At 74.9% G+C, this 20,452-nt stretch carries 22 protein-coding genes; 8 read left to right on the top strand and 14 right to left on the bottom strand.

The genetic code is table 11. The features are described 5' to 3' along the window. The 4 genes from NH602_RS13275 to NH602_RS13260 form a co-directional block, all read left to right on the top strand. Positions 1 to 340 (top strand): ATP-binding protein (locus NH602_RS13275; protein ID WP_253067983.1); only part of this gene is annotated, 340 nt, incomplete at its 5' end. A gap of 111 nt (positions 341 to 451) precedes the next feature. Beyond that, positions 452 to 2,392, top strand: coding sequence for an MFS transporter (locus tag NH602_RS13270; protein ID WP_253067982.1), 1,941 nt, complete (start codon positions 452 to 454; stop codon positions 2,390 to 2,392). Further along, positions 2,385 to 3,011: a TetR/AcrR family transcriptional regulator gene (locus tag NH602_RS13265; RefSeq protein ID WP_073575057.1), complete on the top strand. Its 627-nt coding sequence runs from the start codon at positions 2,385 to 2,387 to the stop codon at positions 3,009 to 3,011. The genes NH602_RS13270 and NH602_RS13265 overlap by 8 nt, the downstream gene beginning before the upstream one ends. Before the next feature lie 31 nt (positions 3,012 to 3,042). Beyond that, positions 3,043 to 3,885 (top strand): alpha/beta fold hydrolase, encoded by an 843-nt coding sequence (locus NH602_RS13260; RefSeq protein ID WP_253067981.1) that lies wholly within the window; start codon positions 3,043 to 3,045, stop codon positions 3,883 to 3,885. A gap of 32 nt (positions 3,886 to 3,917) precedes the next feature. Here NH602_RS13260 and NH602_RS13255 read toward each other — a convergent pair whose 3' ends face one another. The 11 genes from NH602_RS13255 to NH602_RS13205 all read right to left on the bottom strand — a co-directional run bounded on the left by NH602_RS13255 (position 3,918) and on the right by NH602_RS13205 (position 14,482). After that, positions 3,918 to 4,772: an ABC transporter permease gene (locus tag NH602_RS13255; protein ID WP_083474056.1), complete on the bottom strand. Its 855-nt coding sequence runs from the start codon at positions 4,770 to 4,772 to the stop codon at positions 3,918 to 3,920. A 4-nt stretch (positions 4,773 to 4,776) separates the two neighbouring features. Continuing rightward, the gene (locus NH602_RS13250; RefSeq protein ID WP_083658341.1) at positions 4,777 to 5,625 is read right to left on the bottom strand and encodes an ABC transporter ATP-binding protein; all 849 of its coding nucleotides are present in this window, start codon (positions 5,623 to 5,625) and stop codon (positions 4,777 to 4,779) included. A gap of 47 nt (positions 5,626 to 5,672) precedes the next feature. Next, the gene (locus tag NH602_RS13245; protein WP_253067980.1) at positions 5,673 to 6,701 is read right to left on the bottom strand and encodes an ABC transporter substrate-binding protein; all 1,029 of its coding nucleotides are present in this window, start codon (positions 6,699 to 6,701) and stop codon (positions 5,673 to 5,675) included. Further along, entirely contained in the window at positions 6,698 to 7,813 is a 1,116-nt protein-coding gene (locus NH602_RS13240; RefSeq protein ID WP_253067979.1) for an amidohydrolase family protein, read from the bottom strand. The genes NH602_RS13245 and NH602_RS13240 overlap by 4 nt, the downstream gene beginning before the upstream one ends. Then, entirely contained in the window at positions 7,810 to 8,940 is a 1,131-nt protein-coding gene (locus NH602_RS13235; RefSeq protein ID WP_253067978.1) for an amidohydrolase family protein, read from the bottom strand. Before NH602_RS13235 ends, NH602_RS13240 begins: the two co-directional genes overlap by 4 nt. After that, positions 8,937 to 9,377, bottom strand: a complete 441-nt coding sequence (locus NH602_RS13230) for a Rieske (2Fe-2S) protein (protein WP_073575062.1) — start codon at positions 9,375 to 9,377, stop codon at positions 8,937 to 8,939. The genes NH602_RS13235 and NH602_RS13230 overlap by 4 nt, the downstream gene beginning before the upstream one ends. Continuing rightward, a complete protein-coding gene (locus NH602_RS13225; protein WP_062394624.1) occupies positions 9,374 to 9,811 on the bottom strand; it encodes an aconitase X swivel domain-containing protein in 438 nt (145 codons plus the stop codon). The genes NH602_RS13230 and NH602_RS13225 overlap by 4 nt, the downstream gene beginning before the upstream one ends. Continuing rightward, the gene (locus NH602_RS13220) at positions 9,808 to 11,088 is read right to left on the bottom strand and encodes an aconitase X catalytic domain-containing protein (protein ID WP_179759995.1); all 1,281 of its coding nucleotides are present in this window, start codon (positions 11,086 to 11,088) and stop codon (positions 9,808 to 9,810) included. Before NH602_RS13220 ends, NH602_RS13225 begins: the two co-directional genes overlap by 4 nt. Before the next feature lie 55 nt (positions 11,089 to 11,143). Continuing rightward, positions 11,144 to 12,451 (bottom strand): FAD-dependent oxidoreductase, encoded by a 1,308-nt coding sequence (locus NH602_RS13215; protein ID WP_253067977.1) that lies wholly within the window; start codon positions 12,449 to 12,451, stop codon positions 11,144 to 11,146. An 85-nt stretch (positions 12,452 to 12,536) separates the two neighbouring features. After that, a complete protein-coding gene (locus NH602_RS13210; protein ID WP_253067976.1) occupies positions 12,537 to 13,487 on the bottom strand; it encodes a LysR family transcriptional regulator in 951 nt (316 codons plus the stop codon). Positions 13,488 to 13,498: 11 nt separating this feature from the next. Next, the gene (locus NH602_RS13205; protein WP_179759997.1) at positions 13,499 to 14,482 is read right to left on the bottom strand and encodes an AraC family transcriptional regulator; all 984 of its coding nucleotides are present in this window, start codon (positions 14,480 to 14,482) and stop codon (positions 13,499 to 13,501) included. Between the two features lie 81 nt (positions 14,483 to 14,563). Between NH602_RS13205 and NH602_RS13200 the strand changes: the two genes are divergently transcribed. Next, entirely contained in the window at positions 14,564 to 14,998 is a 435-nt protein-coding gene (locus NH602_RS13200; RefSeq protein ID WP_073575067.1) for a pyridoxamine 5'-phosphate oxidase family protein, read from the top strand. A 25-nt stretch (positions 14,999 to 15,023) separates the two neighbouring features. Here NH602_RS13200 and NH602_RS13195 read toward each other — a convergent pair whose 3' ends face one another. Continuing rightward, positions 15,024 to 15,602, bottom strand: a complete 579-nt coding sequence (locus tag NH602_RS13195) for a hypothetical protein (protein ID WP_179759998.1) — start codon at positions 15,600 to 15,602, stop codon at positions 15,024 to 15,026. 313 nt (positions 15,603 to 15,915) lie between these two features. Here NH602_RS13195 and NH602_RS13190 point away from each other — a divergent pair, with 313 nt between their 5' ends. Further along, positions 15,916 to 16,488: a L,D-transpeptidase gene (locus NH602_RS13190; RefSeq protein ID WP_253067975.1), complete on the top strand. Its 573-nt coding sequence runs from the start codon at positions 15,916 to 15,918 to the stop codon at positions 16,486 to 16,488. A gap of 23 nt (positions 16,489 to 16,511) precedes the next feature. On the opposite strand, the gene NH602_RS13185 is transcribed toward NH602_RS13190, so the two are convergent. Both NH602_RS13185 and msrA read right to left on the bottom strand, forming a co-directional pair. Further along, complete coding sequence (locus tag NH602_RS13185) at positions 16,512 to 17,126, bottom strand: DUF4234 domain-containing protein (RefSeq protein WP_253067974.1); 615 nt, start codon at positions 17,124 to 17,126, stop codon at positions 16,512 to 16,514. A gap of 198 nt (positions 17,127 to 17,324) precedes the next feature. Then, complete coding sequence (gene msrA / locus NH602_RS13180) at positions 17,325 to 17,837, bottom strand: peptide-methionine (S)-S-oxide reductase MsrA (protein WP_073575069.1); 513 nt, start codon at positions 17,835 to 17,837, stop codon at positions 17,325 to 17,327. Between the two features lie 125 nt (positions 17,838 to 17,962). Between msrA and NH602_RS13175 the strand changes: the two genes are divergently transcribed. Together NH602_RS13175 and NH602_RS13170 are read left to right on the top strand one after the other, a co-directional pair. Then, complete coding sequence (locus NH602_RS13175) at positions 17,963 to 19,135, top strand: acyl-CoA dehydrogenase family protein (RefSeq protein WP_073575070.1); 1,173 nt, start codon at positions 17,963 to 17,965, stop codon at positions 19,133 to 19,135. A gap of 82 nt (positions 19,136 to 19,217) precedes the next feature. Further along, the coding region (locus tag NH602_RS13170) for an HAD-IC family P-type ATPase (RefSeq protein WP_253067973.1) at positions 19,218 to 20,452 on the top strand (1,235 nt) is incomplete at its 3' end.

The following is a 20,452-nucleotide window of genomic DNA, read 5'->3' as shown; positions in this document are numbered from 1 at the left end:
CCCGCCCGCGGCAGTCGTCACGACCGGGGCCCCCGCCGGGACCCTCGACGACCGCGGCGCGGTCCTGCTGCACCGCGTCGCCTCGGAGCTGCTGCGCAACGCCCGCGCGCACGCCCGTGCCCGCACCGTCGAGGTCGGCCTGCACGTCGCGGCCGCCCGGGCCCGGCTCACCGTGACCGACGACGGCACCGGTTTCGACCCCGGCCGCGGCCCGGCACCCGGCCACATCGGGCTGCTGCTCGTCCGCCGCGCGGTGGCCGACGCCGGCGGGACCCTGGAGGTCCGCAGCGCGCCGGACCGGGGCAGCATCGTCACCGTCGTGCTCCCCCGCCGCGGCTGAGCCGGCCGCCGCGCCGCATCGGTGCACGGTGTGCGCCGACGCACGTTCGGCAAAGTTGCACAGGCTGCATCTTTGGGCCAGACTCGTTGCGTGACGTCAACTACCCGCCCCGTGCGCACCCCCGAGGAGGCCGCGGCCCACCGCCGCGACGTACTGCTCCCCCTGACCGGCCTGCTGATGGCGCTGTTCGTCGGCGTGCTGTCCAGCACGATCGTGTCGAACGCGCTGCCCCGGATCCTGGGCGACCTCGGCGGGACCCAGGCCGAGTACACGTGGGTGGTCTCGGCGTCACTGCTGGCGATGACGGCCTCGACCCCGATCTGGGGCAAGCTCGCCGACCTCTACTCCAAGAAGCTGCTGGTCCAGGCCGCGATCGGGATCTTCCTGATCGGCTCGCTGCTCTGCGGGCTGGCGGTCTCCACGGGGCAGCTCATCGGCTTCCGGGTCCTGCAGGGCCTCGGCATGGGCGGGCTGCAGGCGCTGACCCAGGTCGTGATCGCGGCGATCATCACCCCGCGCGAGCGCGGCCGCTACATGGGCTACCTCTCGGGGATCATGTCGATCGCCGTCGTCGGCGGTCCGCTGCTCGGCGGCATCATCGTCGACTCGCCGCTGGGCTGGCGCTGGTGCTTCTTCGTCGGCGTCCCGCTGGCCGCACTCTCACTGCTCGTGCTGCAGCGCACCCTGAACGTGCCCACCCCCGTCCGCGCCGACGGCGAGCGCCCCAGCATCGACTACCTGGGCGCCACCCTCATCGCCGCCGCGGTGTCGGCGCTGCTGCTGTGGACCTCGCTGGCCGGCAAGCAGTTCGGCTGGGCCTCACCGACCTCGTTCGGCCTGATCGGCGCCGGCCTGGTGCTGCTGGTGGGCGCGATCGTCGTCGAGCGACGGGCCAAGGACCCGGTCGTGCCGCCGTTCCTGTTCCGCGACCGCACCGTCGTGCTCGCCACCGTCGCGAGCCTGTTCGTCGGCGTCGCGATGTTCGGCTCCACCATCTTCCTGTCCCAGTACTTCCAGCTCGCCCGGGGCGCCAGTGCCACCGAGGCCGGGCTGCTCACCCTGCCGATGATCGTCGGCATGTTCGGCGCGTCGAACGTGGCCGGCCAGCTGATCACCCGCACCGGCGTCTGGAAGCGCTACCTCGTCGGCGGCGCGGTCTCGCTGACCGCGGGTCTGTCGCTCGGGGCGGCGGTCATCTCCTCCACCGCGCCGTACTGGCTGGTCGCGGTCGCGATGGCACTGGTCGGCATCGGCGTCGGCACCACGCAGCAGAACCTGGTGCTCGCCGTGCAGAACACCGTCGCGCTGCGGCACATGGGCGCCGCGAGCTCCACGGTGACGTTCTTCCGCTCGCTCGGCGGCTCGGCCGGCGTCGCGGGGCTGGGCGCGCTGCTCGCCTCCGTGGTCGGGTCCCGGACCGCGGCCGGGCTGGCCGACGCCGGTGTCGACGGCGGGGCGGCCGTCGGCGGCGGGCAGGTGCCGCACCTGGCCGACCTGCCCGAGCCGGTCCGCTCGATCGTCATGGAGTCCTACGGCCACGCCACCTCGATGATCTTCCTGGTGGCCGCGCCGCTGGCCTTCCTGGCCCTGCTGGCGATCCTGGCCCTGCGCGAGGTCCCGCTGCGCGACACCCTCGACATCGCCAAGCCCGCCGACCCCGCGGCCGGTGCCCCGGCCACCACCCCGGCCCCGCCGACCGGTCCGGTGCTGCACGGGTTCGTGCGGGCCGACGGCGCCCCGGCGGGCGGCGCCGTGCTGACCGTCCTCGACGTCACCGGCGACGAGGTCGGCCGCACCCGCGCCGACGCCGACGGGCACTACCGCATCTGCGTCGCCACCGGCATCGTGTCCACCGTGTACCGCTGGGAGGGCCGTCCCGCCGCGCGCCGGGTGACCGTCGGCGCGGACGGGCTCCGACTCGACGTCGACCTGTCGGACGGCACGCGCACCGCCGGCACGACACGCACCACCGACGGGCATCCGGGCCGGCACGAGCTCGTCTCGGTCATCGAGGCGCCCGAGCGCGAGCGGACGGGGGCCGACCGTGGCTGAGCAGGCCGCGCCCGGGCGTCGCGAGCGCAAGAAGGCCGCCACCCGGGCCGCGCTCGCCGGCGCCGCGCTGCGGCTGTGCAGCACGCACGGCCCGGACGCGGTGACCGTCGAGCAGATCGCCGACGCCGCCGACGTCGCGCCCCGCACCTTCTTCAACTACTTCACCTCGAAGGAGGAGGCGGTCGTCGCGGGCAACGCGTCGTCGGCGGACACCCTGCTGACCGCGTTCGCCGCCCGACCCGACGACGAGCCGGTCACCGAGTCGCTGCGGCACGCGCTGCGCGCCGTGGTCACCGACCCCGGCTATCTCGACCGGGTGCAGGCGCTGCGGGCGCTGCGGGGGCACCCGACGATCGTCGCGCACCAGATGGCCGCGTTCGCCGCCCAGGAGCGGGCGCTGGCCGACGCCGTGGTCGCCCGGACCGGGTCCGACCCGGCCCGCGACCTCTACCCGACCCTGGCCGCGGCCGCCGCGGTGACCGGGCTGCGCGTCGCGGTGCAGCACTGGCTGGGCGACCACGGCACGGACCCGCGCTCGCCGTCGCTGACCCAGCTGGTGGACGAGGCCATGGCCGTGTTCGACGCCGGCCTGCGCGCCCTGGCGGGGGCCCCGGCCTGACCCGGCGGGCGGCCGGGAGAGGATCACCGGCGTGCCCGTCACCACCGTCCTGGACCGCCCGGCCCCGGCACCGCTGGAGCTGACCCTGCACCCGGTGCCCGACCCCGGTGCACCCGTGCTGCTGGTCGTGCCCGCAATGGGGATGCGGGCGTCGTTCTACACCCCGCTGCTGAGGGCGCTGACCGACGCCGGCGTCGCCGCCGCGGTCACCGAGCTGCGCGGGCACCAGGCCCGGCCCGCTCCCCCGCCCGGGCGCCGCCACGACTTCGGCTACGACGACCTCGTCGGCGACCTCGCCGCCGCCGTCGAGGCGGTGCACTCCGAGCGGCCCGGCGCGCCGGTGTTCGTCGTCGGGCACAGCCTCGGCGGGCACCTCGCCACCGCGTACGCCGCGCGGCATCCCGACCGCGTCGACGGTGTCGCCCTCGTCGGGTCGGGCAGCGTCGACTGGCGGGTCTGGGGGCCCGCGCACCTGCTGCGGACCCAGGCCGTCGTGGCCGCGGCGATGCTGATCGGGCACTTCCCGGGCGATCGGGTCGGCTTCGCCGGGCGGGAGGCCCGCGGGCAGATGCGCGACTGGGGCCGGTGGGCCCGCACCGGGCGGCTCGCGTTCGGCACGCCGCGGGTCGACCACACCCCGTCGATCGCCGCGGTGCACCTGCCGGTCCTCGGGATCGGGTTCGAGCGCGACGGGCTCGCCCCGCCCGCCTCGGTCGACGCGCTGCTGGACATGTTCGGCGCGGCCACGGTGACCCGTCACCGGCTCGACGTTCCCGCGGCACGCCCGCACTTCGGGTGGGCCCGCGAGCCGGGCGCACTCGACGTCGTCGTGCCGGTGCTGACCGGCTGGGCCCGCGACACCGCCGGGGCGTGAACCCGGCGGCGTCGGCGTGCGGGCGCTGGGGCTCAGACCCCGGTGTTCACCGACTCGTGCCACGGGATGACCAGACGTTTCGCGGTGGTCACCATCAGATAGAGCAGTGACCCCAGCACCGCGAGCAGCACGATCACCGCGAACAGGCGTGGCGCGTCGAGGGCGTTGAGGCTCGACACCACCAGGTAGCCGAGCCCGGCGCTGCCGCCGAGGTACTCCCCGACGATCGCGCCGATCACCGAGAACACGATCGCGACCTCGGCGCCGGCGAACACGTACGGCAGGGTCGCGGGCAGCTCCAGGTTCCGGAACGTCGCCCAGCGCGAGGCGCCCAGCCCGGTCATGACGTCGCGGTGCCCACGCTCGACCGAGCGCACCCCGAGCATCACGTTGAGCATGATCGGGAAGAACGCGAGCAGCCCGGCCATGATGATCTTCGAGGTGGGGCCGAAGCCGAACCAGATCACGAAGATCGGCACGAACGCCACCTTGGGCACCACCTGCAGCGCGACCAGGGCGGGCTGCACCGCGCGGCGCAGCCACTCGATCCGCCCGAGCAGTGCGCCGACGCAGACACCGGCGACGAGCGCGGCGCCGAACCCGACGAGGACCTCCAGCAGCGTCACGCCGATGTGGCCCCAGATCGCCGGGTCGGCCAGCAGCTCCCCCAGCGCGCCGACGACGGCGGCCGGCGCGGGCAGGATGAACTCCGAGACCCCGACCACCGAGACGGTGAACTGCCAGGCCCCCACGAGCAGCAGCAGGAGCACCGGCCCGGAGATCCACGGCAGGCGCCGCAGCCAGGGCGACTCCTTCTCGGGGCCACCTGGGTCGGTCACGGGGGTGGCGGGATCGGTCGCCGGAGCGGGCCGTTCGGTCGTGGTCATCGGTTCAGTCCTCCCGGTCCAGCTCGGTGCGCAGCCCGGCGACCAACGCGCCGAACTCCGGTGTCGTCTCGGTCGCGGCGGACCGCGGCCGGGGCAGGTCGATCGTGGTGATCGACCGGATGCGTCCCGGGCGCGGGGTCAGCAGCACGACCCGGTCGGCCAGGAACACCGCCTCGGGGATCGAGTGGGTCACGAACACGACGGTGGCGCCGGAGACCGCGTGGATCTGCTGCAGCTCCAGGTTCATCCGGTCGCGGGTCAGGGCGTCCAGCGCGCCGAACGGCTCGTCCATCAGCAGCACCGACGGGTCGCAGGCCAGGGCGCGGGCGATCGCGGCCCGCTGGCGCATACCGCCGGACAGCTCCCGCGGGTAGGACTCCTCGAACCCGCCGAGCCCGACGGTGGCGCACAGCTCGCCGGCCCGGGCGCGACGCTCGGCACGCGGCACCCCCCGCAGCTTGAGCGGCAGCGCGACGTTGTCGGTGATCGTGAACCACGGGAACAGGTTCGCCTCCTGGAACACCAGACCGAACTCGGCGAAGACCGCGTCGTCACGACGGCCGGCGGCCCACGCGGGCCGTCCGCCCGCCTCGACCAGCCCCGCGGACGGGGCGAGCAGGCCGGACAGGATCCGCAGCAACGTCGTCTTGCCGCAGCCCGAGCGCCCGACCAGCGAGACGAACTCGCCGCGGGCGACGTCCAGGTCGATCCCGGACAGTGCGCGCACCTCCCCCCGCCGGGTCGGGTACACCTTGTCCACACCGGACACCCGCAGGCCGACCGCGCCCCCGGTCGGGGCCGCGTGCGCCCCGGAACGGGTCGCCGTCGCCTGGGTCGCTGTCTCCTGGGTCATGCTCGTCTCCTGCTCCGCTGCCGGGGACCGTCGTGTCGTCGGGGTGCTCATCGGGTGCCCTCCGTGCCGTTGAGGCCGGCGTCGAGCCACTGCGCCGGGTCCAGGCCGGCGGGGACCTGACCGACCGAGGACACCTCGTCGTAGGTGGCCTGCCAGCGCTGCGGGGCGATGCCGGTCGGGCCCTGGCCCGCCGCGTAACCGTCGACATAGGACGCGAGGGCGGCGCGGGCGACCTCGGGCCGGTCCAGCGCCGAGACCTGGTACTTCGAGCCGATGAGCTGCATGGTCTCGGCGAAGCCGCCTCCCTCGTCGGCCGTGATGAACGCGGTGGCGTCGGCGATCGCCGCGAGGTAGCGGCGCAGTTTGTCCTGCTCCTGCGGATCGGTGGCGGTGGCCTTCGAGGTGGCGTAGATCTGCGACCCGGCGGAGATGGCGTCGTTGGGGTCGTAGACGACGGCCTCGGGCCGGGTCGCCTGCAGCAGCATCGCGGTGTCGAGCGAGACGATGAACGCGTCGACGCGGCCGGTGTTCACCAGGTCGAACACGCCGGGGCTGAGCCCGACGACCTGGCGGCGCAGCTCGGCGGGGGCGATCCCGGCCGACCCGGCGACGAGGTCGAGGGTGATCGAGCTGGTGCCGCCCTCCGACGGCGTCCCGACCAGCTTGCCGCGCAGCTGCGCGGCGTCGGTCACCGGCGCCCGCTGCGAGGAGACCAGACGCAGCGGCCCGTTGTGCACCACGCCGCCGATCGCGACCAGCGGTGCACCGCGCTCGCCCGCGGCGACCATCGTCTCGATGTCGCCGATCCGGGAGATCTCCGCGGACCCGGCGAGCAGGGTCTGGATAGCCGGCGCCGAGCCCTGGGTGGCCTCGAAGGTCACGTCGAGACCGTGGGCGGCGAAGTAGCCCTTGGTGTCGGCGATCATCTCGGCGGCGTAGCCGAGCGACTCCATCGGCAGGATGTTGAGGAAGGTGATCCGGTCGCGGCCGTCCTCACCGCCGCCCGCGCCGCATCCGGCGAGTGCGAGGCAGGCGGCGAGCAGGACCGCGGCGAGCCGGGTCGTCGTGCGGGTCATCGGGGGACCTCCGGTGCGGGCTGGGTCGACGCGAGGGACGGCGCGGGTGGGGCGACGGTGTCCGTGCTGCGGTACCACGCGGTGGCGTTGCCGTGGCGGATCGCGGCCCGGGCGGCGGGGTCGAGGGCGGCGAGGAGACGGGCCACCCCGTCGCCGTGGCGGTGCGGGTGGTCACCGGCGTAGAGCAGGAGCCCGGCGGCGCCCAGGACGTCCAGGGCGTCGTGCAGCTCGCCGGGATCGCGCGGCAGGTGGACCGGTGCGGTGGTGAACCGGACCTGCTCGCGGATGTACTCCGACGGCATCCGGTCCACCCACGGCACCTCGCGGCGGATGCCGCGCCACTCCTTGTCCAGGCGCCACAGCAGCGGCGGCAGCCAGGACGAGCCGCACTCGGCGACGGTCACCCGCAGCCCCGGCAGCGCACCGAGGGCGCCCTCGGCGACCAGTGACACCAGCTGGGACTGGGCGACCTGCCCGTGGGACAGGTAGTCCTGCAGGTAGGTGTGGGTGAACCCGGTCGTGGTCGGGGCGCTGCCGACCCGGCCCCAGGCGTGCAGGGTGACGACCAGCCCGGCCGCGGCGGCCGCGGCGAGGACCGGCCGGAACACCGGGTGCCCCCAGCGCAGGTCGTGCCCGCGCACCGGGAGCAGCACCTGTACGAAGCGCGGGTCGGCCGCCCAGTGCTCGATCTCGGCGACGGCCGCGGCCGGGTCGCCGAGCGGCACCGCGACCGAGCCGCGGGCGCGGGGCTCGTGGTCGAGGAACTGCTGCGCGGTCCAGGTGTTCACCGCCCGGCACAGGGCGGCCTCGAAGGCGTGGTTGCGGCTGACGTCGAACGCGGTGGTGCAGGTCAGGACCGCCGTACCGACCCGGCCGCTCCCGGGTGCGGGAGCGTCGAGAACCGCGGCCCGCAGGGCCGCGACGTCGTGCGGGGCGGGCCCGTCGACCATCGCGGGCGGGTAGGCGCCACCCTGGACGGGGTCGGCGCGCAGTGCGGCGCCCGCCGCGTAGTCGCGCCAGTACGGGCTCAGCAGTCCCGCGAGGTCGGCGAACGACGCCGGCGCGACGTGGGTGTCGGCGTCGACGAACTCCTCGGGCGGATCGGCGCTCATGCCTCGCTCCCGGGCAGGGTCAGGCCGTAGAGGCGGGCGGCGTTGGCGGCCGCCATCGGCCGGCGCAGCGCCGCGGGCAGCACCCGTAGCGCCGTGATCGGGTCGTCGAAGTCCCAGTGCGGGTAGTCGGAGGAGAACAGGATCCGGTCGGTCATCCCGGTCTGCTCCCAGGTCGTCGCCAGGTGTGCGGGCACCGGCGGCTCGTCGATCGGCTGGGTGGTGAACCACACCCGCTCGCGCACGATCTCCGACGGCGGGCGGGTCAGCCACGGGACGTCGTCGCGGCACAGCTCCCAGGCGTCGTCGAGCCCCCAGAGCAGCGACGGCAGCCAGGACACCCCGCCCTCGACGAGCACGAACTGCAGGTCCGGCACCGCCTCGAGGACGCCGCCGGCGACCAGCCCGGTCAGCGCGACGGCGACGGCGTTGCCGTACCACGCGTGCTGCTCCAGGTAGAACGACGGCCAGCCGTCCCCGCGGTGGCCCTCGGTGCCGCCGAGGTGGATCGCCACCGGCAGCCCGTGCGCGGCGGCCGCGGCGTAGATCGGCCGGTACTTGGCGTCCGACCACGGCAGGAACGTGCCGCTGGGGAACAGGACCTGCACGAACCGCGGGTCCGCGGCGCGGCGCTCGATCTCGGCGACGGCCTCCGCCGGCGACTCGTGCGGGATGCAGATGCTGGCCCGCAGCCGCGGCTCGGGGTCGAGCCAGTCGGTGACCAGCACGTCGTTGTACGCGCGGCACAGCGCAGCCGCGAACGCGGGCTCCTCGGCGCCCGCGGTGTGGCCCTGCATCGGGATGAGCACCCCGGCGACGACGTCGTAGGGGTCGAGCAGCTGGCTGCGCATCAGGTCCAGGTCACTGCCCGGGGGCCGGACGGCGCTGCCGGGCGGGCCGGCCTCGGGATGGGAGTCGCGGCGCATGCCGCCGTGCCGGACCCGGGGGTAGACCGCGGGCGGCGGCGCGCCGCGCAGCCCGAAGCGCCGGAACCGGCGCCGCCAGGGCTCGGGCAGCGCGGCCGCGAGCCGGTCGGCGGTGACGACCGGGTGGATGTCGGCGTCGACGATCGGGGTCCGGGCGCGACGCCGGGCGGGGGCCCGGCCGGTGACGGGTGCGGTGCTGGTCATGACGCCTCCTCGGTGGTGGGACGGCGGCCGGTGTCGACGACCACCCAGCGGTCCTCGACGGTCACCTCGAAGGTCTCGGCGGTGTACGGACCGGGTGTCATGCCCGGCGGGCCCGGCTCGACCGACGCCGGGAGGCTGCGGGCGGGCGCGTCGCCGGGCTGGTAGGAGCGGCCGGTGCGCACGTCGTACTCCCAGCCGTGCCAGGGGCAGGCGACGAGCACGTGGCCCTCGTCGAGCCGCACGTCCGAGGGGCCGGTCGCCACCGGTGCCCCGGCGACGGAGCCGCGGCACAGCGGGCCGCCCTGGTGCGGGCAGTGGTCGGCGAGGGCGTAGTAGTCGTCGCCGACCCGGAAGACGCCGATCGAGCGGGTGCCGACCCGCACCACGCGGTGCTCGCCGGGGGCGAGCTCGTCGGCGGGCAGCACGGCGAGCCTCACGTCCCCTCCCCCGCCCTGGCCAGCAGCTCGACCGTGCCCGCGGTGGCGTCGAGCCGGATGCGGTCGCCGGTGCGCAGGACCTGCACCGGGTCGGCGTCGAGGTCGGCCAGGGCCGGGACCCGGGTGACGACGGCGCCGAGCGCGGCCTTCGTCGTGGTGACCGTGAAGACCATCCCGAGCGGGGCGGTGCCGAGGAGCCGGGTGCTCTGGAAGAAGGCCGACCAGCCCGAGGACCCCTTGGCGCCGGGGAACACGAGGATCTTCCCGGTGAAGCAGACGCCCTGCAGGGCGTGCCGGGCCTCGACGATCGTGCCGGTCGCCGGGTCGATGCCGCCCCAGCCGGAGATGGTCTCTGGGGATACCAGCGCCTCGCCGGTGACCACGCCGGGCACCACGGTCCGTCCGCGCAGGACGGTCCCGACCGTCGCGGTCATCGCAGCTCACCCGACCAGCGGCCGGTGGTCGCGGCCTGCACGCAGTCCTCGGTGGTGCCGAACCACGCCTCGATCCCGAGGATCGCGGGCAGGTAGTGGGCCTGCTTGGCGGAGTCGGTGGCGAACACCCGGGTCCCGGGCGGGGCCAGGCGGGACATCGCCGGGCAGGAGTCGGTGAGGACCTTCGCGCCGGCGGCCTCGATGGTGGCGGTGTAGCCGCTGCGCTCGGCCACCGCGGCCAGCGCCCGCGGCGCCATGATCCACAACGAGGTGCCGTCGTGCAGCCTGCGGCCGTCGAGGAGCCGGGCGACGTCGCGGATCTGGTCGAGCGAGGCGTGCGGGCAGCCGAGCAGGACGAAGTCGACGCACGCGCTGGTGCCCTGGTCGTTGAGCCGGGCGTAGGTGGCGGCCCGCTCGGCGGCGCCGTAGACGACCGCGTCGGCCGGGACGTTGCCGCTGAACGCGGCCTCGACGGTCGGTGCCTCGGGGGTGACGCCGGGGACGTGGTACATCTCGACCCCGCCGGAGGACGCGGCCGCGGCGCCGAAGTGCTTCAGGTCGGTGAGGTCGGGCAGCGCGAGGTCCCCGGTGACGACGGGGCGGGCCTCCTGCACGACGTCGCCGGTGAAGTAGCCGAGCAGGCCCCAGTCGAGGAACCCGCCGACCGGGGTGTCGACCCGGACCAGGTGGGTGCCGCGCCGGTGTTCGTCGTGGTGGTTGCCCCAGCACGGGATGCGCCCGGTGAGGCTGGCCGCGCCGGTCGACGCGGTGCCCTCGCAGTTCGTGCGGGCGCCGAGCACCGAGTTGGCGTAGACCACCGCGGAGGACTCCATCCAGGCGCAGTGCTCGCCGCGGACCGGGAGGTTCCCGACCTGGTACGGCGTGCAGGTGGCGAGGATGGAGACGCCGCGACGCCCGTAGAAGGTCTCGGCGTCGGCCTGCAGCTCCACGAACTGCGCCGGGTAGGGCGCGACGGCGGCCGCGTCGGCGCCGAAGCCCTGCTGGAGCTGGCAGGTGGGCACCGCCATCGGCGGGATCTCGTGGGTGGTGTCGCTGTCGAGGTTGATCACCGAGAACGCGCGGTCCCAGCCGCCCTCGGCCACCAGGCGGGCCTTGAGCGGGGAGGGCTGGGTTGCGGTCCCGGCCACGTTGCGGACCGAGCAGAGCCGCTCGGCGTCCAGTGCCTCGGCGTAGCGGGTGAGCAGGTCCATCGCGGCGGCGACGGCGGGCCCCTCGGCCCCGTCGAGCATCCTGCGGTCGTCGTCGGTGAGTATCACGGGGCGCCTCCGGGCATCGTTGCCTGTCTCCTCGTGGTGGTGGCGGTGGGACGGGTCAGTCCTCGACGTTCTCCCGGATCCGGTCGGTCAGGGCGTCGGCGGGCACGTCGTGCAGGCTGCCCTGCGGTCCGGCGAGGTCCAGGGCGTGCGCGGCGGCGTGGCCCATCGCCGCGCACGGCCCCATGACGCGCACACTCGACAGCGCCGCGGCGTCCCCGTCGATGCAACGGCCCGCGGCGACCAGGTTCGACGCGGCGGGCGGCAGCATCGAGCGCAGCGGCACGTAGTGCAGGTGGTCGGCGTCGAAGGTCTCCCAGACGTAGCCGTCGGGGCTGTCGTGCAGCTCGATCGGCCAGGCCGTGCGGGCGACGGCGTCGTCGAAGCGGGTCCCGGCGCGGACCTCGTCGACGGTGAGCTGGTGGACGGCGGCGATCCAGCGGGTCTGGCGGCGGCCGGGCAGCCCGTAGGAGCGCACCGTGGCCTTGCCGAACACCTCGGGGAACTCCGCGCGCAGGAACTCGACGACCCGGTCGGCCTGGGCCTTGCCCTCCAGCTGGGCCTCGGCGGCGGCGATCGGGTCCAGCGGCGCCTCGATGTGGGTCATGTTGAGCACCGCGGTGTCGCGGCCGGGGAAGTAGAAGGCGAGGCCGTCGCGACGGAGCAGGCCGTACTGGTCGGCCTTGGCCGCGACCCGGGCGGCGAGCTCGCCGGGCTCCGGCGCGGCACTGGTGTCCAGGTGCTCGACGACGAGCTGCTGGCTGCCGTAGATCTCCCGGTCGGGCAGGCGGCACTCCAGGCCCGCGGCCCAGGCGAGCGCGGCGTCGCCGCTGGCGTCGACGAACCCGGCCGCGGTGACGTCGACCGCGCCGTAGCGGGTGGCGAAGCGGGCGCCGAGGACACGGTCGCCGTCACGCTCGACGCCGGTGAGGGTGGCGTTGGTGAGGACCCGGATGCCGTGGGCACGGACGGTGTCCTCGACCCAGCGGCCGAGGCGCACCTCGTCGTAGCCGACGGTGAGGGTGTGGCCGGTACGGCGGAACAGGTCGCCGCCGGCCTCGAGGTCGGGGAACAGGGAGTCGAACAGGCCGTGGGTCAGCTGCCGGAACTCGGGGCCGTTGCCGTAGACCCCGCAGAACAGCCCGATCAGCGAGTTGACCATCTGCCCGCCGAGGACGGGGGCGGCGTCGACGAGGACGACGTCGCGGCCGAGGCGGGCGGACTCGACGGCGGCGGAGAGCCCGGCGATGCCGGAGCCGACGATGCAGACGTCGGCGGTCACCGCGTGCTCGGCCGGGTCGCCGGCGCGCAGTGGGGCGTCCCGGATCACGGCGTGGACCGGCAGGGGCGTCAGCGGGTGAGGCATGGCTCACACACTAGGAACGGCGCGCGCCGCCCCGGAAATAGAACGTTCGCCTGCCGGACCATCGACCGGACGAATAGTCGCAGCTCTACAGGGTGGCCGACAGCTCGACGATGAGTTCACGGAGCCACCGGTGGGCCGGGTCCGGGTCGAGGTCGGTGTGCCACCAGAGGCGCTCGCGGATCGGTCCGGGATCGCCCGGGCAGGGCAGCACGACCAGCCCGAGGCGGTCGGCGACCTGGCGGGCGAGCCGCTCCTGCAGCAGCGCGACGCGGTCGGTCCCGGCGACCAGGTAGGGCACCGACAGGTAGCTCTCCACCCGCACCTTGATGTCGGGTTCGACGCCGAGCCGGGCGAGCTGGCGGGTCATCGGGGCGGCCGCCGACATGCCGCGGTCCGGGGCGAACGGCACCACCCAGGGCATCGCGGCGAGCTCGTCGAGGTCCAGGGTCGGGTCCGGCCCGGCGGCCACCGGGTTGTCGGCGTCGACGACGCAGACCCAGCGGTCGTCGAACAGGGCGGTGGAGCGCAGCTCGGGCCGTTCGAAGCGGGCGGCGGGCGGGGCGATGAGGCCGTCGATGAGCCGGATCGTCTCGCCGATGTCGGCGGAGAACGACTCGCGGACCAGCCGCAGCCGCAGCTCGATGCCGGGGGCGCGCCGGGCCGCCGCCGCGGACAGCGTGGGCCCGAGCACGGCGACGGTGTAGTCGGCGACGAGCAGGGTGAACCCGCGCCGGGCGCTCGACGGGTCGAAGCCGTGGCCGGTGCCGAACAGCCGCTCGGCGGCCGAGCAGACGCCCTCGACCTGCTCGACGAGCTGGGCGGCGAGCGGGGTGAGGACGTAGCCGCCGGGGTGGCGGGACAGCAGGTCGTCGTCGAAGTGGCGGCGCAGCCGGGACAGGGCCGCACTGGCGGCGGGCTGGGAGATGCCGATGCGGGCGGCGGCGCGCGTGACATTGCGTTCGCGCAGCAGCTCGCGCAGGGAGACGAGCAGGTTGAGGTCGAGGTTGGCCAGCCGGACCGTCGGCGGGGTCGTCACGGCGCCGCAGGCTAGCCGCTCACCCCGTCCGGAGTACCCATCCGGTCACCGTGCCGTCCGCCCTGCCGCTCACCCCGGCGGAACGCGCTCGGGGTGACGCCGCGGACCCGGGTGAAGGCCGCGCTGAAGCCGAACGGGTCGGCGTACCCGACCCGGCGCGCGATCCCGGCCAGCGTCGCGCCGGGCTCGGCGAGGAGCAGGTCCGCCGCCAGGGTCATCCGCCAGCCGGTGAGGTAGGTCAGCGGCGGCTCGCCCACCCGGTCGCTGAACCGCTTGGCCAGCGTCGCCCGGGACACACCGGTGGCGGCGGCGAGCCCGGCGACGGTCCAGGCCGCCGCGGGGTCGGCGTGCAGCAGCCGCAGCGCCCGCCCGACCACCGGGTCGTGCTGGGCCGTCCACCACCGCGGTCGGCCTTCGTCGGGCCGGTCGAACCACTCGCGGAGGGTGCAGACCAGCAGCCAGTCCAGGAGCCGGTCGAGCACCACCTGCCGGCCGGGGGCGTCGACGGCGACCTCGGCGGCGACATGGTCGAGCACCGTGTCCCCGCTGCCCCCGGCACCGACCCGCAGCACCGGAGGGAGCGCGTCGAGCAGCCGGGCGCCGACCTCGCCCCCGGCCGGAGAGGCCCCGGTGATCAGGGTGCTCGCGTTGCTGCCCGGCGCCGGCGCCGGGTCGTGCCAGCCGAGCCGGTGGCGGGTGCCGCCCTGCTCGGGCGTCGCGCAGTCCACGCCGCAGACGATCGGCTCGGCCGGGGTGCCGACCTCGTCGACCACGTGGAAACCGGCCGGGCCGCGCACGACGGCGGTCTCCCCCGCGGCCAGCCGCACCGGGTCGGCACCGGGGACGAGGATCCACCCCGCGCCGGTGAGCATCGCGCACAGGGTCAGCGGTGCGCCGTCGACGAAGTGCAGCGACCAGGGCGGGGTCAGGGTGGTGCTGCCGAACAGCGAGCCGTACGACCGCAGCCCGCGGACGAGGTCACCGAAGGGGTCCACCGCACCGAGATTAGACGAACGGACAGGAGTTCCGGCGTCTCACCCATGTCGTCGTCCGCGGTGGGGTGGTGTCGTGGACCCATGCCCAGCACCGACAGCCGCACCGCACTCACCGACGACGACCGCGTCTTCCTCGCCCGCCCGCTGCACGGTTTCCTGAGCGTCGCGGGCGGCCCGGTGCCGCCGCAACCCCGCCCGGTCTGGTTCGAGGCGACCGACGACGGCACCGTGCAGCTGTTCACCGGACCGGAGTCGCTGCACATCCGCCGCAGGCGTGCGGACCCGCGGGCCTCGCTCGTCGTCGCCGCGCCGGTCGGGGAACGCGAGCGCTGGATCGCGGTCGACGGCTCCACGACCGTCGAGACCGACGGGGCACACGCGCTGGCGCAGCGGCTGGCGCAGCGCTACTGGGACCTCGACGACCCCGCGCGCGCCGCGGACCTCGCGGCGATCCTCGCCGAGGACCAGGTGCGGCTGGTGGTCCACCCCGAGCGGGTGCGCCGGCTGAGGTTCTGACCCCGGTCCGGCCCGGGCGCCCGGATCAGGGGGTGCGACGGCCCGACCACCCGGGCTCGACAGCCGCCCAGTCCTCCTCCCAGGCACGGGCGAACGCGCGCCCGTTCCAGGCGAAGACCAGCCGCCCGGCGACCCACACCACGGCGGCCCACATCACGGCGGTGATGAACCCGGCCGCGACGGCGACCGTGACGGCGTCGGCGGGGGTCGCCGGCGGCGGCGCCAGCCGGCCGTCGGTGCCGACCCAGGCCGGCACCCGGTCGCCGACGTCGTAGAGGCCGGGCAGCGTGCTGCCGCCGGAGTGCGGCTGCCCGTCGGGGCCGGTCCAGCTCAGCGTGAGCGACTGCTGGCCGGTCTGCAGGTCACCCACCGCGCTCGCCCGCGCGGTGACCGTCGCGGCGACCGGCACGCGCTGGCGGGCCTCGACCGCGCCCCGTTCCAGGACCGACCCGTGGGCCGCGGCACCGGCGAGCCACGCCACGACCAGCCCGCAGGCGGCCAGCAGCCCGAGCAGCACGGCGAGCAGGTCCTCGCGACGGGACGCCCGACGACGGAGCCGGTCAGCGGGTCCCGGCTCGGAGCCCGGCCGGTCGGCTGCGCGCATCGTTCCTCCTGGGGTCGGTCACGACGGGTCCTCCCCACCACCGCGGGTGAGGAGGCGATCACCGAGGACTACCCCCGTTATCGCCCCGTGACATCCCTGCGGGACGGAGATCACGCCCTCGGACGCCGTGCGGTCCCCTCCCGTACCCGGGCGGTCGGCCGCGCAGCGATCCGCCGCCGGGCCACCCCTCCACCCGTTCGCCGTGCACCGCAGCCCACTCGCCGCCACGGGGCTCGCCCGGGCAACCGCGGCACCCGGACGGGCGTCTGCCCCGATGTCACCCGGGTGGGTGATCTGTGACGTGGAGGTGGGCATGTCCCGGACCGAGCGGCTCCGTCGCCGTCGTGGCGTTCTGGTGACCGGGCTCGTGCTCGTGGCCGCGGTGGGGCTGGGTGGCACCGCGATCGCCACCGCCGACCCGGAGCAGAGCCGGGTCGCGAAGCAGGCGCACGCCGAGCCCGCCGCCCCCGGGACCCCGTGCGCGGCGTCGGTGCGGGCGTGCGTGGACCTCGAGACGCGGCAGGCGTGGCTGGTCCGCGACGGGAAGGTCACCGGCGGACCGTTCCGGGTCACCACCGGGGGCGAGGGGAAGGCCACCCCCGTCGGGCACTCGTTCCGGGTGTACCGCAAGGAGGCCGACCACCGCAGCGGCGAGTTCCCCGGCCCGGACGGCCGCCCGGCGCGGATGCCGTGGTCGGTGTTCTTCGCCGACGGTGGGATCGCCTTCCACGGCGGCGACCTCAGCCGCGAGTCGGCGGGGTGCGTCAAGCTCGGCGCCCGCGACGCGAAGCGGTTCTTCGACACCCTGCAGGTCGGGGACAAGGTGCAGGTCGTGAACGGGTCGGTGGAGCGCAGGCACCGCGCGGAGGCCCACGGCCGCGTCTGAGCTGCACCGACCCGGTCCGCGGGTCAGCCCGGGAGGACGATCCTGGTGCCCTCGGGCGCCCGGTAGGCGTCGACGACCCGGTTCAGCTCGGTCTGGTAGTAGAGGGTCTGCAGGCCGAACACGAAGCACAGCAGCAGCCCGACGACCGGGCTGCAGGTGACGGGCAGGCCCGCGGAGCGCTGGCTGTCGGCGATCCGCTGCCCCGTGTTGTAGAACGACACGAGCGGCGCCACGACCGTCCAGCCCAGGAACAGCAGCACCAGCAGCGGCCCGGCGACGGGCACCTGACGGCGCGGGTCGAACTCCGCCATCTCGCGGTGGATCCTGTAGTACCAGACGAGCCCGTAGATGCCGAGGGTGATCAGCGGCAGGCCGAGCCACACCGCGACCGGGTTGCGGCGCTTCATCGCCAGCCCGACCGGGGCATGCGGCGGCGCCGCGAGCTCGCCGGGGCGCCACGGGTCCAGCCCCGTGCCAGGGCCGCTGTACGGAACGGGGGCCGGGTACGGCTGCGGTCCTGGAGCAACGCGGCCGGTCGGGGCGCCGTACCCGACGTCACCGGAGGGCGGGGGTCCGACCGGCTGCGGGCCGGCGGGATGGAGCCGGCGCGGGTCCGACGGGTGCTGCGGGTAGGTCATCGGCGGGGTCCGATCTGCGCGGAGGAGCGACGCGGGCGACCCCGCGTCCGTCCACCGCGACCTCGCCGTCCGTGGCACCGCCGTTAGCCCCGTCCGGCGCAGACACCGACGGCCCGGTGACGACCCGGAGATCGTCCGGGAGGTCACCGGGCCGCCCGGTGGTCGTCCTGACCCGCTCGTGAGCGGTGTCGCTACAGGTCAGCTCGTGCTGGCCGCCCGCCGCGGCAGCACCCAGTTCGGGCGCGGGAAGTGGCAGGTGTAGCCGTAGGGGAACTTCTGCAGGTAGTCCTGGTGCTCCGGCTCGGCCTCCCAGAAGTCACCGGCCGGCTCCACGTCGGTGCTCGCGCGGCCCGGCCAGAGCCCGGACGCGTCGACGTCGGCGATGGTGTCCAGGGCGACCGCCTTCTGCTCCTCGCTCGTGTAGAAGATCGCGGAGCGGTAGCTGCGGCCGATGTCGTTGCCCTGCCGGTCCTTCGTCGACGGGTCGTGGATCTGGAAGAAGAACTCCAGGATCTCGCGGTAGGAGATCCGCTCCGGGTCGAAGACGATCTCGACGGCCTCGGCGTGGTCGCCGTGGCGCCGGTAGGTCGCGTTCGGGGTGTTCGGGTCGCCGGAGTAGCCGACCCGGGTGGACACGACGCCCGGGCGCTCGCGGAGCAGCTCCTGGACACCCCAGAAGCACCCACCGGCGAGGATCGCGGTCTCGGTCATCAGGCTTGAACCTCCCTGTGTCGGGTCTCGACGGCTACAACGGTGCGGGCACCGCCGATGTTCCGTCGCGCACGACGGGTCTCCCGCTCTCGCGCCGGCCCCGCCGATGACCGATGCTCACACACATGGGAGCGGGCACGGGTGAACTGACCACCGAGGAACAGGCCGTCGTGGAGACGGTGCGCGACTTCGTCGACCGGGACGTCCGCCCGGTGGTGCGGGAACTGGAGCACGCGAACACCTATCCCGAGAAGCTCATCGAGCAGATGAAGCAGCTCGGGATCTTCGGGCTCGCCGTCCCCGAGCCGTGGGGCGAGGCCCCGGTGTCGATGCCCTGCTACGCCCTGGTCACCGCCGAGCTGGCCCGTGGCTGGATGAGCCTGGCCGGCGCGATGGGCGGGCACACCGTCGTCGCGAAACTGCTGGTCGCCTTCGGCACCCGCGAGCAGCAGGACCGCTACCTGCCGCGGATGGCGACCGGTGAGCTGCGCGCGACGATGGCCCTGACCGAGCCCGGCGGCGGCTCGGACCTGCAGGCGATGACGACCCACGCCCGTCGCACCGACGACGGCTGGGTGGTGAACGGGGCCAAGACGTGGATCACCAACTCGCGGCGCTCGGGGCTGATCGCGCTGCTGTGCAAGACCGACCCGGCGGCCGAGCCGCGCCACCGCGGCATCTCGGTGCTGCTCGTCGAGCACGGACCGGGCCTGACCGTGTCCAAGGACCTGCCCAAGCTCGGCTACAAGGGCGTCGAGTCCTGCGAGCTGGTGTTCACCGACATGGCCGTCCCCGCCGACGCGGTGCTCGGCGGCGAGCCCGGACACGGCTTCGCCCAGATGATGAAGGGCCTGGAGACCGGCCGGATCCAGGTCGCCGCGCGCGCACTCGGCGTCGCCGACGCCGCCCTCGCCGACTCCCTGGCCTACGCCCAGGAACGCGAGTCGTTCGGCAAGCCGATCTGGCAGCACCAGTCGGTCGGCAACCACCTCGCCGACATGGCCACGAAGATCACCGCCGCACGGAGCCTGATCCTGCACGCCGCCCGGAGGTACGAGTCCGGACAACGGTGCGACATGGAGGCGGGCATGGCGAAGCTGTTCGCCTCCGAGACCGCGATGGAGGTCGCCCTCGACGCGGTGCGTATCCACGGCGGCTACGGCTACTCGACCGAGTTCGACGTCGAGCGGTACTTCCGCGACGCCCCACTGATGATCGTCGGGGAGGGCACCAACGAGATCCAGCGCAACGTGATCGCCGCCCAGCTCGTCAAGCGCGGGGGCCTGGAACGCTGGTGAGCCCTCAGCCCACGCACAGTCGGCACACATCGGGGCCTGCCATGATCGCCACGCACGGGACCGACGGCGGGGAGGGGACGGCGTGGCGGCCGGGATCGTGGAGGCGGCGGCCGACGCGGGGCTGAGTGCTGCGCAGGTCGCCGCGGCGCGCCGGGCGGGCCGGGCGAACGCGCCGGTCACCGCGGGGACGCGCGGCTACGGGCGGATCCTGCGTACCAACGTCTTCTCCTCCTACAACACGATCCTGTTCGCGATCGGCCTGGTCCTGCTGGTGCTGGGCCGCTACGGCGACGCCCTGACCAGCGTCGGGCTCGGCCTGGTCAACGCCGTCGTCGGGGCGGTGCAGGAGATGCGGGCCAAGCGGAAGCTGGACCGGCTGCAGCTGCTCGACGCCGCGGAGGTCACCGTCGTGCGGGACGGTTCCGAGCAGCGGGTGCCGGCCGCCGACGTCGTCGCCGGGGACGTGCTGGTGGTGCGGGCGGGCGAGCAGGTCGTCGTCGACGGGCCGGTGCTGACCGGGCGGGCCGAGGCCGACGAGTCGCTGCTCACCGGCGAGTCCGACCCGGTCGTCAAGACCCTCGGCGACCTGCTGCGCTCGGGCAGCCACTGCGTCGCGGGCACCGCCCGCCAGCGCGCGGCCGCCGTCGGCGCCGACAGCTACGCCGGCCGGCTGACGCTGCAGGCCCGCGCGGACACCACCGAGGCGACACCGCTGCAGCGGCGCATCGACTTCGTCGTCCGGCTGACCATGGTGCTGGTCGTGCTGATGAGCGGCGCGATCCTGGCCCAGGCGTTCCTGGAGGGGTTCTCGCTGCTGCGGGTCGTGCAGATCACCGCGGTGCTGTCCGGGCTGGTCCCCTACGGCCTGTTCTTCCTGATCGCCGTCGCCTACACCCGCGGCGCGGCCCGGCTGGCCGGGCGCGGCGCGCTGGTGCAGCAGGTCAACGCGGTGGAGGCGGTCACCCACGTCGACGTCGTCTGCACCGACAAGACCGGCACCCTGACCACCGGCGCGCTGCGCCTGGACGGGCTCGACCCGCTCGACGGGACCGACCCGGGGCCGGTGCTCGCGCGGTTCGCGGCGACGGTGGCCGACCCGAACCTCACCTCCGCCGCGCTCGCCACGGCGCTGCCCGGCACGCCGTGGGAGCTGCGCGACGAGGTCGCGTTCACCTCGTCGCTGCGCTGGTCCGGGCAGGTCACCACCGGCGGGGAGGCGTTCGTGCTCGGCGCCCCGGACGCGCTCGCACCGCACCTGGACGACCCGGACGCCATCGCCGACCGGGTGGAGGCGCGCACCGCAGCCGGGCTGCGGGT

This window comes from Pseudonocardia sp. McavD-2-B (assembly GCF_024124365.1).
Classification (GTDB): domain Bacteria; phylum Actinomycetota; class Actinomycetes; order Mycobacteriales; family Pseudonocardiaceae; genus Pseudonocardia; species Pseudonocardia alni.
This window is presented reverse-complemented; position numbering and strand designations above follow the sequence as displayed.

What these genes read in the sequence shown, in the direction of transcription:
- NH602_RS13255 (WP_083474056.1), bottom strand. Translation starts at nt 4,772, where the DNA reads ATGACCACGACCGAACGGCCCGCTCCGGCGACCGATCCCGCCACCCCC.
- NH602_RS13250 (WP_083658341.1), bottom strand. Translation starts at nt 5,625, where the DNA reads ATGACCCAGGAGACAGCGACCCAGGCGACGGCGACCCGTTCCGGGGCG.
- NH602_RS13245 (WP_253067980.1), bottom strand. Translation starts at nt 6,701, where the DNA reads ATGACCCGCACGACGACCCGGCTCGCCGCGGTCCTGCTCGCCGCCTGC.
- NH602_RS13240 (WP_253067979.1), bottom strand. Translation starts at nt 7,813, where the DNA reads ATGAGCGCCGATCCGCCCGAGGAGTTCGTCGACGCCGACACCCACGTC.
- NH602_RS13235 (WP_253067978.1), bottom strand. Translation starts at nt 8,940, where the DNA reads ATGACCAGCACCGCACCCGTCACCGGCCGGGCCCCCGCCCGGCGTCGC.
- NH602_RS13225 (WP_062394624.1), bottom strand. Translation starts at nt 9,811, where the DNA reads ATGACCGCGACGGTCGGGACCGTCCTGCGCGGACGGACCGTGGTGCCC.
- NH602_RS13215 (WP_253067977.1), bottom strand. Translation starts at nt 12,451, where the DNA reads ATGCCTCACCCGCTGACGCCCCTGCCGGTCCACGCCGTGATCCGGGAC.
- NH602_RS13200 (WP_073575067.1), top strand. Translation starts at nt 14,564, where the DNA reads ATGCCCAGCACCGACAGCCGCACCGCACTCACCGACGACGACCGCGTC.
- NH602_RS13195 (WP_179759998.1), bottom strand. Translation starts at nt 15,602, where the DNA reads ATGCGCGCAGCCGACCGGCCGGGCTCCGAGCCGGGACCCGCTGACCGG.
- NH602_RS13190 (WP_253067975.1), top strand. Translation starts at nt 15,916, where the DNA reads ATGTCCCGGACCGAGCGGCTCCGTCGCCGTCGTGGCGTTCTGGTGACC.
- NH602_RS13185 (WP_253067974.1), bottom strand. Translation starts at nt 17,126, where the DNA reads ATGACCTACCCGCAGCACCCGTCGGACCCGCGCCGGCTCCATCCCGCC.
- msrA (WP_073575069.1), bottom strand. Translation starts at nt 17,837, where the DNA reads ATGACCGAGACCGCGATCCTCGCCGGTGGGTGCTTCTGGGGTGTCCAG.
- NH602_RS13175 (WP_073575070.1), top strand. Translation starts at nt 17,963, where the DNA reads ATGGGAGCGGGCACGGGTGAACTGACCACCGAGGAACAGGCCGTCGTG.